Consider the following 12074-nt stretch of genomic DNA (forward strand, 5'->3'; position numbering starts at 1 on the left):
AGTTTGCCTCGACAATGTTAGACGGGCTTTTTAAGGATTCAGCACTACAGCTATAAACCTGTTCACTGATTGCTTAACTGAATCCGATAGAGCATGATGCTGGCGTTCACATCAAGGTGTCATGACCCGTCTAACGTAGACGGCGGTGAGTCTTGGTCTGCACGTTCCGACGCAAGTCCAGATATGCCTAGATATGCATAGTTCTGTATAGGTTTTTCGGAACGGTGAAGCCTAACTTGGGGAGTGATACCAAATCCGCTTTTGAAACCCCTTTATCCCTTACTCATTCTCCATTGCTGAAGAACGGCGGCGACGACGACGAATCAAAGGCGGTTTTGTTTCCGATTCGCTGGTTGAGGTTGAATCAGCCGATGATTCTAAATCAACATCAGCGGCTTCTCCAGAAGAAGTAACCAGTACCTTGTCTGAACTCTCTTCTGAGTCTGATTCCTCTGATGGGTGAGACCTATCTTCCCATGAATCGTCAGTGGTGTCATTGTCAGTGGTGTAATTGTCAGAAGAATCCGATTCAGCTTCTCCAGGAAGCACTACCGAAACCATAACTGATCGGGGATTTCTAATCTCCTTATCTAACCGCACTAATGGTGAAATGCCCATCAAGGCATAAACATCCTGTTCTTCCGGCGTCATCTCAACCTGAATAACTTCCGGCGGTTCCATTTCTACCACCGACCGAATGAGCTGGGGTTTGCCCACTCGTTCACTGGAGTCTGACACGATGGGACGTTCAACAGATGTCGTATCGCGCCTCATCCCCTCTACGTCTTCACTCACATCAGAGGAACGTTGGGACAGGGTAATTGGGCGAACATTGCTCTTGGCTACAGGTTCATCCTTGGATATTACATCCTCTAGGCGGCGACGACGACGGCGGCGATTAGTGCCATTGGGGATTCCCCGTTCTTGATAACTCGGATGATTGAGTTCAAGTTCATCCGGTTCATTAAAGCCAGGGATATCTAGGGGTTCTGGAAGATCAGGGGTTTCCGGGATTTCAACGCGAGAAATAGGCTCTGGCTCTTGCTGCACTTGAGGTTCTGGCTCACCGGGAAGATGCACCAGATGTCCCAATCCACCACAGCTTGGACAAGTGCGACCAAATAATTCGTAAATATTTTGACCTTGGCGCTTGCGGGTGAGTTCGACTAACCCCAGTTCTGACAATTGGGCGATTTGGGGTCTGGCTTTGTCCATTTTCAACGCTTTGTTGAAATGTTCCAGAACTTGTAATTGGTCACGCCGCGAGTCCATATCGATAAAGTCCACGATGATTACGCCAGCAATATTACGTAGGCGCAATTGGCGGGCGATTTCCGTCGCGGCTTCACAGTTAGTCCAGAGGACGGTTTCTCGCGCCGTGGCGGAACGGGTAAAGGAACCGGAGTTGACATCAATAACGGTTAGCGCTTCCGTCGGTTGGATAATAATATAGCCTCCCGATGGCAGATCGACTCGTGGCTTTAAGGCTTCTCGAATCGCCGCATTAATTCGGAAATAATCGAGAATTGAGAGGCGATCGCGGTGATGGTCAATTAAAACCCCTTCCGGTGATCGACCGCCACTCCAGCTTACTAACTGCTGTTTTACCCGTTTGACCCCAGTATTGGAATCAACCACAATCCGATTCACATCCGCTGTGTACATATCGCGGAGGACTCGTTGGATAAAATCATCATCGCGATTGAGTAGAGCTGGCGCTCTGGTCGAAGTTGCCTCCTGCTGGATGGCTTCCCACTGACGTTGCAGCGCCTCCAAATCCTCCATTATCGCTTCTTCCGCTCTGCCCTCGGCTTCTGTGCGAACCAATAATCCCATCCCAGCGGGTTTAATCAGCACAGCCAAGGCTCTGAGGCGATTACGTTCGTTTTCGTTCTTAATCCGTCGGGATAAATTAACCCCTCGTCCATAAGGCATCAGCACCAGATAACGACCCGGTAAGCTGATATTTCCGGTCAGCCGAGGACCTTTATTGCCCGTCGGCTCCTTCATCACTTGGACTAAGACTTTTTGCTGCGGGGTGAGCAGTTCCGTAATCGCCCCGGAGCGACGTTTAAGTCGCAGCGGACCTAAGTCGGTGACATGAATAAATCCATTGCGTTCGGCATCACCGATATTGACGAATGCGGCATCAATGCCTGGTAAAACGTTTTCGACAATGCCGAGATAAATATCACCGACTTGGTGGCTGCCCGTGGCAACGACAAGTTCTTGGATTTGATCTTCTGAAAAGACAGCAGCCAGACGATATTGCTCTGCAATAATAATTTGCTTTGCCATTCAATTTCCTCAAAATTTGGCAGTACGCTCAAGTACTGAAGCTTGGTCTTTGTTGAAATTTTAGATAGCTGATTAGTTTAGAGAACAGGCAAACGAGCCAAGCTTGAATAATGCTTGAATGCTTGTCTGAGTTACCTTTTTCACCAAAAATCTTAAATCGCATACCTAAAATTGATCGGTCACTCTTACTTTGGCTACCCTTTATGATTCTGAAAAGCAAAAACTTTAGCTTTACTTAGAAAATGTAAATCGTGATCGGGGAGTGACTGAAGACTACTGACACTCTCATGGATCTACTTTTTCTCCAATGCTACAGGTAGCCAATGTCATATCCCTTCGCCCAAGGGTCAGCATTGGAGTTTGGTAACGTGCAAGTCAAAAGTCTGGAAGTGTGAATCAGTTGCGGACAGTATCTATGAGATAGTTTCTACAGGTCGAACCTAGTGTCACTGTAGGTACGCAACTGTTTCCTCAATTTTACATTATACTGCTTTGATTGTTGATTGTTAACGGGTAAGACTATCAGTTTAGCTGTGAGGGGGTTATCGCGGGTTACAGAATCGACGTTGTAGGGGTTTGAGCTTGCCGCAAGGACTCAATTGTTGCGATCGCGTGTTGGGCAACCTGAGCAATTTCCTCTCTGGTATTAAAGCGCCCAATGCCAAATCGGACTGAGGCATGAGCTAAAGGTTTTGAATGTCCCAGTGCCAAGAGGACATGGGATGGGGCTACGTGGCTTGATGAACAAGCTGAACCCGATGACACGGCGACAACAGGCTGTAATCCCAACAGCAGGGCAGAACCATCTACTCCTTCAACCGAAATATTAAGATTTCCTGACAATCGCTGCTCAGGATGACCATTCAGGTGAATTCCCCCTAATGAAGACAGGGTAGTCCAGAGGTGTTCCCGTAACTGGCGGAGGCGTTGAGATTCAGAGGCTTGTTCGGCTAATCCGAGTTCCACCGCTTTGGCAAAGCCTACGATTTGCGGTGTGTAGAGTGTACCCGAACGGAGTCCCCGTTCCTGTCCCCCTCCCTGAATTTGTGACGCTAACTTCACTTTCGGGTTACGGCGGCGAACATACAGTGACCCAATCCCCTTAGGACCATACAGCTTATGGGCAGTGAAGGACATGAGGTCAATATTCATATCCTGGACATCCAAGGGAATTTTACCAATCCCTTGGGCAGCGTCGGTATGGAAGAGTACCTGATGCTGGTGACAAAGTTCTCCAATTTTAGCTAGGGGTTGTAATACGCCAATTTCGTTATTGGCAGCCATCACCGAGACTAAAATCGTATCGGAACGAATCGCTTTTTCAAGCTGGGTTAGGTTGACGAGTCCATCCCCTTGAACAGGCAAAAATGTGACCTCAAATCCTAAGTCTTGTAAATAGGTACAGGGATCAAGCACGGCTGGATGTTCAGTCTGGACGGTAATGATATGACGCCCTTTACTGAAATAGGCTTCAGCAACCCCTTTAATTGCTAGATTATTCGCTTCTGTTGCACCACTGGTAAAGACGATTTCCTTTGGTGTGGCGTGGATAGCTTCAGCGAGAGTTTGTCGTGCTTGTTTGACCGCTGCTTCTGCTTCCCAACCATAAGCGTGGCTGATACTGGAAGGGTTGCCGAAATGTTCTCTAAAAAAAGGCAGCATCGCCTCTAGCACCCGTTCATCCATGGGGGTGGTGGCGTGGTTGTCAAGGTAAATGGGACGATGAGACATAGTGAGTAAGTCGGTAGGGACAGTTAAAGTTAATGGCGGTGATCGTCATTTGTCATTTGTCATTTGTCATTCGTCATTCGTCATTTTTTATTTGTCATTTGTCATTTGTCATTTGTCATTTGTAAGGGTTTGAGAACTGTTTACAGAGCTTAATAGGGTTGAGTTTATTTCCATCAACCTACTTAGATCGTCATTGGTCATGTTAAGGAATAGTGCATTTAAATTTATTATTAATCAGTCATCAGTTGACTGAATTTTTTGAGGATACTCAGCACGTTATAGAGTTCATTTTCTCGTTTCAATAGGCTGAATGGTTCAGACAAGTGGGAGGTGATAAAAGTCTGTCCAAGTCAGCAAAGGACCCAGAACGGCTAATTTTACCATGTTTTCGGAGATTTCCCGATGTTTGATCAAACTTAAGTAGTTGGACTTTACCCGGTCTAGAATTTGTCTTTCTAAGTCAGAAATGTCCGGGAGATTCTCGTACCACTCTGAAAAAAATTGGTCATCATCGGCTTGGGTTAAACCGAATTTTTGTTCAAGGTCGATGATGTTCAGGGTTTGAGTTTGGATGATTTGAACCATAATTAGTAAATTTTATCACAATAAATCTGGGTGGGAATCATGACAATGGATATAAATATCTTGGCGTGACACGGGTCGCAAGGCTTGCGCCCCTAAATACAAGGATGGAATAGGTTGTGGGTTGGGTTGACGCCTGTTACCTCACAAAATCTAGGAATGCTCTTACTACGAACCCAATTAATTTTTTCGTTCTCAATGACTATAACCGATTAATAAAGACAATCAGTAAAGGGAGTGTTAGCGATCGCGCTTTTGTTAAGATCCGTTTAGGTATGTGGAAAAAAACACCTTAGTGGAGAGAGACGCTGATCATGTCCGACTTGGTAACCCAAGAGACAACATCCCAAACTGTGGTAGGCTGGGAACCATCCATGCCGCCAACTGACTTAATCTTTGATGATGGGGAACCGTTGGAAAGTAATCGCCACCGTATTGCTATAAATGTTCTGATTCGGTCATTGCAGCAAGCTTATCTTGACCGCAATGATTTCTTCACCAGCGGTAATATGTTTATCTATTACAGCAGTGAACAGGCACGGAACCGAGATTTTAGAGGACCCGATTTCTTTGCCGTATTAAATGTTGACGGGACAACTGAACGGCAAGGTTGGGTTGTGTGGGAAGAAGGGGGGCGTTATCCTGATGTAATTGTCGAATTAATGTCTTTTTCTACGGCGTCTGCGGATACGGGGACGAAGAAAGATATTTATGAGCGTATTTTCAGAACACCGGATTACTTTGTTTTTAATCCCTTTGACCCCAATTCCTTACAGGGGTGGCATTTGGATGCGTCTCAACAGTATCAACCGTTAGTCCCCAATCAGCAGGGTTGGCTGTGGTGTCAGACATTGGGGTTATGGTTGGGAACTTGGCAAGGAACCATAGACCGAGAGACGGCGGTTTGGTTACGATTTTATGATCAAGATGGTAATCTTGTCCCCCTACCCGAAGAAGCGGCTCAACAACAAGGATTTCAACAAGGGACATTACGACAGCTATTGCGTATCCTCTCAACTCGCTTTGAACAGGTTCCGCCAGATGTTGAGCCACGTTTACAGGTACTGGAAGTCAATCAATTAGAGGATTTAGTGACGGTGGCTTTGACGGCACAAACCCTGGCAGAATTTGTTAGTAACGTGCCGGAAGGTTCATGATATAATTAGACGCGATACGTCCTATCGGACACGCTTCGCGAACGCGATCGCGATCGCACTCTCTTACCCGTGACACTTTCAACCCAAGAACTCGAACAGGTTCGGACAACATTTCCCGATTATCCCGCCCGGTTAGAAAATGGGCGAATTATCTTAACTCCACCCCTTTCTTTACCCTTTACCCCCCATGACTTGGAACGGGTACAAGCCACGTTTAATGACTATGGGATGGAATTACGGGGAGGTCGAATCATTATCATGTCCCCTTGTATTGTTAATTGTGGGGGAATGGCGTCAGCGATACGTCCTATCGGACACGCTTCGCGATCGCAAGGTCTAATTTTGGCTTTGCTTTGATGAATTGGGTTAAAACGGGTTCTGATCATCCCTTGGGTTATGTTTTGGGGCGCTGCGGTTGGATTTTGCCGAAGGGGGATGTGATTGAACCGGATAACTGTTTCATTCGCGCTGAACGAATGCGGGATTATATGCGCCAGAATGGATTGACAAAGTTACCCGAATCATATCCAGAATTAGTACCAGATTTAGTCATGGAATGTTGCTGTTGTACGGAAGCGGAAACTGATCCAAGTTTGTATCAAAAAGCAAAGTTGCAAATGCTGAAGGAAATGGGGATGCCTGTGGGTATTTTTATGGAACCAGAGACAGAGCGAACTGTAACAGTTTATCAGCAGGGTCAACCGGAAATGGTATTGAGGGATGGGGATATTTTGACAATTCCAGACTTGCTTCCAGGCTGGGAATTGCCGATTGCGGAACTATGGGAGACTTGAAGAAGAAATTATTTACTGGATTCGCCATACCTTGATGGTGCAGTCTTTACTGCCACTGACAAAAAACTGTCCATCCGGACTAAAAACCACATCGGTCACCTCATTTAAATGTCCAGTAATTGTATTCACCTCCTTTCTTGTATTTAAATTCCACAATTTAATTGTTTTATCTTCACTACCACTAACTAATAGATCTCCACTGGGACTGACGGCTAGAGAAGTAACCGCGCCGGTATGCCCAGTGAGCGTGTCAATTTTATCTCCAGTAGTTAAACTCCATATCTTGATGGTTTTATCAGAACTGCTACTAATCAAGCGTTCTCCATCTAGAGTAATGACGACTGAACTAATATAACCTGAATGTCCTCTGAAAGAACAGCGTGGAAAACTTTCAATTACACCACTTAAATCACCACTGACTATAGTTTTTCCATCTGGACTTACTGCTACACAACGCACAGACTTTGTATAATGCCTAGATTTTGTATGTTTAAAAATAGTACGAATTTCCTCTCCAGTATTCAGATTCCATAACGTTGTAAATCCCCCATAACTACCACTAATCAACTTCTGTCCATCCGGAGTAATTGCTATAGAATATACACTACCGTGATTATCTTCAAAAGTGCGAATTAGCTCTCCCGTGCTGAGTTTACATACCTTAATCGAGCTATCATCACCACCGCTAACCAGATATTGTCCATCTAGGCTAATCGCTAGAGACAATACGCTATTTCGGTGTTCTGTGACAGTATAAATTTCTGTTCCATTATTCATATTCCATGCTTTAATTGCGTTACCATTACCACTAACTAAAATTTCTCCATCTGGACTCATGGCTAAGCAATGAACAGATTCAAAGGAATCAGAATACCAATTATCACCGATAGTGCGTTCTAAGACAATGTTTTGCTTGTTGGGTGTATGTACGACTTGAGATGAAGTAGTGTTAGATAATTTTCGGGGATATAAAGTTTGATCAATCTCTGCCAACTGTGCCAAAATTGACTGGGTATCGGCGGGACGTTTCTGAATTGGACGAGCCATCAGTTGATCGATAAAATCTCCGAGTAGAGAGGAAATTTGAGGTGCTTTGTCACGCCAATCCTCTAACTCATCGGTATAAATATCATGGCGATAGGGATCGCCAAGATTCAAAGGATGTTCTCCCGTCAGTAAATGGACAAAGGTACGACCCAATGCAAAAAAATCTGATTGGGGAGCAGCGCTACCAATGACTTGCTCTAGGGGAGAGTAACCGTCAGAAACAACTTTTGTAACTTGTCCTGCTGCTTGTTTTTGCTCATAGGTTCCAGTAATTTCTCGGGCTATGCCAAAATCAATTAATACCAGTCCTCCCTCTGGCTTGATCATGATATTTGATGGCTTAATATCTCGGTGAAAAAGCTGATTTTTATGGACTTCGTGTAGTGTGTTGGCGAGTTGAGTTAGCCAATCAACCGCTAACTTTTCACCAATGGGACGATTCCCCCGATTTTCTAACCACTTTTCCAGATTCTCTCCCTCAATTTTCTCCATTACCAAACAATACACGGGTTCTTGACTGTTGTTAGGGTAAAAAGTGAAAGATTCCTCTGCTTTGGGAACTCCGGGATGATGCAGCCGAGTTAATACTTGGGCTTCTCGCTGGAATTGTTCTACAGGTTTGGGTTCATTTTTACTCAAAACTTTGATAACTTTGGGGATAGTGGTTCGATCGCTAACTTCATAGGTCTTAGCAAAACCGCCTTCGCCCAAGAGACTTATAACCCGATAACGTCCCTCCAATAGCAATTCAGACTGACAACTTTGGCAATAGAGCAGATTATCGGGATTATCGGGATTCTGACACTTGGGATTGATACACAGGCTCATCGATTCAACGAATATGGGTCATGATCGATAGTGTAGCGTTATCGATTCAGAGATTGACAGATAAATGCTGTCAAAATCCTGTTTGTCGAGGCTTGGCTTGGCTATCGTACTAGCGTGGCACACCTTATTTGATAGATTAGATTCGGCTTGTAGTAGGGAACTTTAGCCCTATATCCTGTTGGGTTTCCTATCGTCAACCCAACCTAGAATCTATTCCACCATTTTAGCTGTGTCAATCCAGTAGATCTTTATATGAATCCGGCTGAGTAGCCAATGACGCTGACTATCCAGGAAACTGAGGGAGTGGTTGGCGATACGTCCTATCGGACACGCTTGCGTCTTGCCGCACTCGTGACACTTCCAGATAGGATAGATTAAAGCCCCCATACCGATTGCCATGAACACGATCACAAACTTACTCACCTTTGAGCAGTTTCTGAATTTCGATGACGGTAATGAAATTAACGAGTACGAGTTGGTTGATGGGAGACTAGTGCTGATGCCTGAACCCAGCGAATTGCACGAAGAAATCCTAGAATTTCTCTCGTTTATGTTTGAACTGTCATACAGGCGACTCAAGCTAAAGTATTCGGTTCGCAAGCGAAATGCACTCTTTCTGGACGAAGCAAAAGCGAGACGACCAGATATTGCTATTATTGAACGACCCAAGACTTTCTTTGAAGATCGACCCAGCCGAGGGATTACGACTAAACCATTTATGATTGTTGAGATTGCCTCAAGTAATTGGTCTACGGATTTGGTGGACAAACAAGAGGAGTACCAAGCAATCGGAGTGCCGGAATATTGGATTGTTGATGATCGGGGTCAAATTCCAGCTAAATATTGCTGGCGCGGGAAGGGGAAGAAAGTTATTGTGCTAACGCTGGGGAATGGGGAATATCAACGATGTGAGTATTTGCCAGGAGAAACTATTCCCTGTCAAACATTTCCTAACCTTACTTTAACGGTCGATCAGGTGTTGGCAGCGGATGCCGAGGATATCCTTTAGGAACAATGCATATCAAATAACCCAAAATTATTAGTAGCGAGCAAGATGCTCGTACTACAAGGGTTTCGTCATGGTTGACATTAGGGTTTAAATACCAAACAGCTTAATCTTGATCCTGTGGAGTGATGCACAAGCTCGTCAGTTTAGCGAATATAGAGTCATGATCGATAGTGTAGCCTTATCGATTCACTCTAAATGAGATTATTTCCCCATGCGTCAACATCCAACCGCGATCGCACTTTTTTCACTCCTGTGTTTACTGAGTACGGCTGCATTAGCCGCTAAGACTAACCCATCCCCGACACCGACTAAAGACTTATCCTTTGAGTTGAAAGCGGTTGATAACCATTTTGACCCCCGTCAACTCGAACCAGGCGAGGAATTTATGGGTCTGGAAGTTGTCTCAGTTCAAGCTGACTCATTACCTGAGTATGGTGTAATTGGGCGAGTCCAATTTCGAGGTCAAATTGTTCTCACTGGGACTTACGAACCTAATCACCAGCTTCCAGGAAACACAAAGATCCCATGTTTTGTTGTTGATGAAGCCGCCGCCAAACAGTTACCCAGGTTTCGGGGCGATGATCGCCAAGTTTGGTTTTGTTTCAATAATCCCGAGGTCGCTAAGCAGCAATTGGGTGGAGAGGATACTCAACCGAAAAAAGCGATAATCGCGATCAATGATTATGAGACGGTTTATTATCCATCCGATGCATTTGATACTGCTACTTTAGTGCGGGTGATTACTCAAGAGTAATTGTCATTCGTCATTCGTCATTCGTCCTTGGTCATTTGTCAAGGGACTTATTGTTTTGATATTATGTCCTGCGGTGTCGTTCATCTATCATACCTGTAGTTATTGGTAAAAAAACTTACCTTTTTACCCTTCTACCCTGATGATTAGATAATATAAGATTCGGATTGACTAGGGAGGATGTCACCTTTATTTCTCGTGTAGGGGTGACCCGCTTGCACAAATCAACAACGGTGTCCACTCAATTTTATCGGGTCGCCCTTTACTTAACCCCCTGTTTCAGAACACTGATTTATGAATAAGGGCAGGTTTTGTTGAACGTTTATCAGTGAGAAGCTAGTTTGAATGGCTAAACCCACACCTAAAAACGGGCGGGTTAGTTGCATCTGGGTAATGTCAGAAACGATAATAGGAAACCCGCCCCGACACAAAAATAAAAACTATCTCATTCCCCAAATTTTAATCACATCATTCTGGCTACCACTGGCAATTGTCCGTCCATCTGGACTAATTGCTACCGCTAAAACGGCTTCTACATGATCACTAATCGTGTGCAGGGTTTCACCTGTCTGTAAATCCCAAACCTTTACTGTTTTATCGTTACTTCCACTAATAATTCGGCGTCCATCTCGGCTAATTGTCACTGAAGTAACGGTTCCCGAATGACCTGTCAGTGTGCGAATTTCCTCTCCTGTTCGCAAATCCCAGAGTTTAATCGTTTTGTCAATACTGCTACTCACCAATGTTTTCCCATTGGGACTAATCGCCACGGAGGTAACGCTACCGACATGACCGGTGAGTATTTTCCGATAACCAATCCAGATCGTACCATCAGCACAACCACAAACTAATCGTTTACCATCTGAACTGATGGCGAGGGAATATACCCAGTCTGATGGTTCAGTTAGCGTGTGCAGTTCAGTACCGTTGTTAATATCCCAAACTTTAATCGTAGTATCCTGGCTACCGCTATAAATTCGTTGTCCGTCAGGACTAATCGTTACACAATATATTCGATCCGAATGACTTTCTAGGGTGTATAATTCCTCCCCATTTTTCAGGTTCCACACTTTCAATGTGCGATCAAAACTCCCACTCACCAAGGTTTGACCATCTGGACTTATGGCTACCCCATGCACCCAGTCAGAATGACCTCTAAAACAGGAGAGTTCCTCTCCATTGCTTAAATCCCAGACGCGCACAATTGTATCACTGCCACCACTAATTAAAGTCTTGCCATCGGAACTCATTGCTAGGGAGTAAACTGTTCCCTTAGGACCCGCTAACCAAAGACCGAGGATTTGTTCTTCGTGCATGAATTTATCCGATCGCGGCAAAAATTTCGTCGATTCTCTGGTAATCTATAAACTTAACAGCAGGGGCGTATCGTGTCACACTCTCAACCATCGGCGATCGCGCTAGGCAGCAATTTGGGGGATTCCCGTGCCATCCTAGAGGCGGCTATAGTCATGTTAGCGAAAACTCCCGGTATCACGGTCACGTCTCAATCTAGCTGGTATCGAACCGCCCCGATTGGTCCGCCGCAGCCAGATTATCTCAATGGTTGTGTGATTCTAGAGGTACAGCTAACCCCCCACGATTTATTACAAACCCTTCTCAGCATCGAAAAACAGTTCGGGCGGGAACGGCGGGAACGCTGGGGACCGAGAACACTAGACTTAGATATCTTATTATTCGATAATTTAATAATAGACACTCCTACCCTACAAATCCCCCACCCCCGGATGACTGAACGAGCCTTTGTCCTGGTTCCCTTAGCCGAAATTGCCCCCGACTGGATCGAACCAAAATCCGGATGTGCGATCGCACAACTCGTACAAAGGGTAGACTGTTCTGGAGTTCACCCCGTATAGTTA

General features: G+C 45.1%; 11 protein-coding genes. 6 read left to right on the forward strand and 5 right to left on the reverse strand.

Features of this window, described 5'->3' with window-relative positions; genetic code table 11:
- Positions 1 to 279 precede the first annotated feature (279 nt).
- The 3 genes from RIC07_RS10665 to RIC07_RS10675 form a co-directional block, all read right to left on the reverse strand.
- Positions 280 to 2298 carry an Rne/Rng family ribonuclease gene (locus RIC07_RS10665; RefSeq protein ID WP_446394503.1) on the reverse strand — a complete coding sequence of 673 codons (2019 nt, stop codon included), beginning with the start codon at positions 2296 to 2298 and terminating at the stop codon, positions 280 to 282.
- Between the two features lie 552 nt (positions 2299 to 2850).
- A complete protein-coding gene (locus RIC07_RS10670) occupies positions 2851 to 4029 on the reverse strand; it encodes a cysteine desulfurase family protein (protein ID WP_446394504.1) in 1179 nt (392 codons plus the stop codon).
- Between the two features lie 315 nt (positions 4030 to 4344).
- Positions 4345 to 4614, reverse strand: a complete 270-nt coding sequence (locus RIC07_RS10675) for a hypothetical protein (protein WP_446394505.1) — start codon at positions 4612 to 4614, stop codon at positions 4345 to 4347.
- A gap of 311 nt (positions 4615 to 4925) precedes the next feature.
- On the opposite strand from RIC07_RS10675, the gene RIC07_RS10680 reads away from it, so the two are divergent.
- The 3 genes from RIC07_RS10680 (at position 4926) to RIC07_RS10690 (ending at position 6562) form a co-directional block, all read left to right on the forward strand.
- Positions 4926 to 5768: a Uma2 family endonuclease gene (locus RIC07_RS10680; RefSeq protein ID WP_446394506.1), complete on the forward strand. Its 843-nt coding sequence runs from the start codon at positions 4926 to 4928 to the stop codon at positions 5766 to 5768.
- Between the two features lie 69 nt (positions 5769 to 5837).
- Positions 5838 to 6125 (forward strand): hypothetical protein, encoded by a 288-nt coding sequence (locus tag RIC07_RS10685; protein WP_446394507.1) that lies wholly within the window; start codon positions 5838 to 5840, stop codon positions 6123 to 6125.
- Entirely contained in the window at positions 6125 to 6562 is a 438-nt protein-coding gene (locus RIC07_RS10690; protein ID WP_446394508.1) for a Uma2 family endonuclease, read from the forward strand. The genes RIC07_RS10685 and RIC07_RS10690 overlap by 1 nt, the downstream gene beginning before the upstream one ends.
- Before the next feature lie 12 nt (positions 6563 to 6574).
- Here the strand turns inward: RIC07_RS10690 and RIC07_RS10695 are convergent, their stop codons facing one another.
- A complete protein-coding gene (locus RIC07_RS10695) occupies positions 6575 to 8437 on the reverse strand; it encodes a protein kinase domain-containing protein (protein WP_446394509.1) in 1863 nt (620 codons plus the stop codon).
- A gap of 397 nt (positions 8438 to 8834) precedes the next feature.
- Here RIC07_RS10695 and RIC07_RS10700 point away from each other — a divergent pair, with 397 nt between their 5' ends.
- A complete protein-coding gene (locus RIC07_RS10700) occupies positions 8835 to 9446 on the forward strand; it encodes a Uma2 family endonuclease (RefSeq protein WP_446394510.1) in 612 nt (203 codons plus the stop codon).
- A 211-nt stretch (positions 9447 to 9657) separates the two neighbouring features.
- Complete coding sequence (locus tag RIC07_RS10705; RefSeq protein WP_446394511.1) at positions 9658 to 10200, forward strand: hypothetical protein; 543 nt, start codon at positions 9658 to 9660, stop codon at positions 10198 to 10200.
- A gap of 437 nt (positions 10201 to 10637) precedes the next feature.
- On the opposite strand, the gene RIC07_RS10710 is transcribed toward RIC07_RS10705, so the two are convergent.
- Positions 10638 to 11513: a WD40 repeat domain-containing protein gene (locus RIC07_RS10710; protein WP_446394512.1), complete on the reverse strand. Its 876-nt coding sequence runs from the start codon at positions 11511 to 11513 to the stop codon at positions 10638 to 10640.
- A gap of 72 nt (positions 11514 to 11585) precedes the next feature.
- Between RIC07_RS10710 and folK the strand changes: the two genes are divergently transcribed.
- Positions 11586 to 12071 carry a 2-amino-4-hydroxy-6-hydroxymethyldihydropteridine diphosphokinase gene (folK, locus tag RIC07_RS10715; RefSeq protein ID WP_446394513.1) on the forward strand — a complete coding sequence of 162 codons (486 nt, stop codon included), beginning with the start codon at positions 11586 to 11588 and terminating at the stop codon, positions 12069 to 12071.
- Positions 12072 to 12074 lie beyond the last annotated feature (3 nt).

The sequence above is a fragment of the Coleofasciculus sp. E1-EBD-02 genome, assembly GCF_040218245.1.
GTDB lineage: Bacteria > Cyanobacteriota > Cyanobacteriia > Cyanobacteriales > Coleofasciculaceae > Coleofasciculus.

Coding starts and splice junctions, on each gene's coding strand:
- RIC07_RS10665 (WP_446394503.1), bottom strand. CDS start 2,298: ATGGCAAAGCAAATTATTATTGCAGAGCAATATCGTCTGGCTGCTGTC.
- RIC07_RS10670 (WP_446394504.1), bottom strand. CDS start 4,029: ATGTCTCATCGTCCCATTTACCTTGACAACCACGCCACCACCCCCATG.
- RIC07_RS10675 (WP_446394505.1), bottom strand. CDS start 4,614: ATGGTTCAAATCATCCAAACTCAAACCCTGAACATCATCGACCTTGAA.
- RIC07_RS10680 (WP_446394506.1), top strand. CDS start 4,926: ATGTCCGACTTGGTAACCCAAGAGACAACATCCCAAACTGTGGTAGGC.
- RIC07_RS10690 (WP_446394508.1), top strand. CDS start 6,125: ATGAATTGGGTTAAAACGGGTTCTGATCATCCCTTGGGTTATGTTTTG.
- RIC07_RS10695 (WP_446394509.1), bottom strand. CDS start 8,437: ATGAGCCTGTGTATCAATCCCAAGTGTCAGAATCCCGATAATCCCGAT.
- RIC07_RS10700 (WP_446394510.1), top strand. CDS start 8,835: ATGAACACGATCACAAACTTACTCACCTTTGAGCAGTTTCTGAATTTC.
- RIC07_RS10705 (WP_446394511.1), top strand. CDS start 9,658: ATGCGTCAACATCCAACCGCGATCGCACTTTTTTCACTCCTGTGTTTA.
- RIC07_RS10710 (WP_446394512.1), bottom strand. CDS start 11,513: ATGCACGAAGAACAAATCCTCGGTCTTTGGTTAGCGGGTCCTAAGGGA.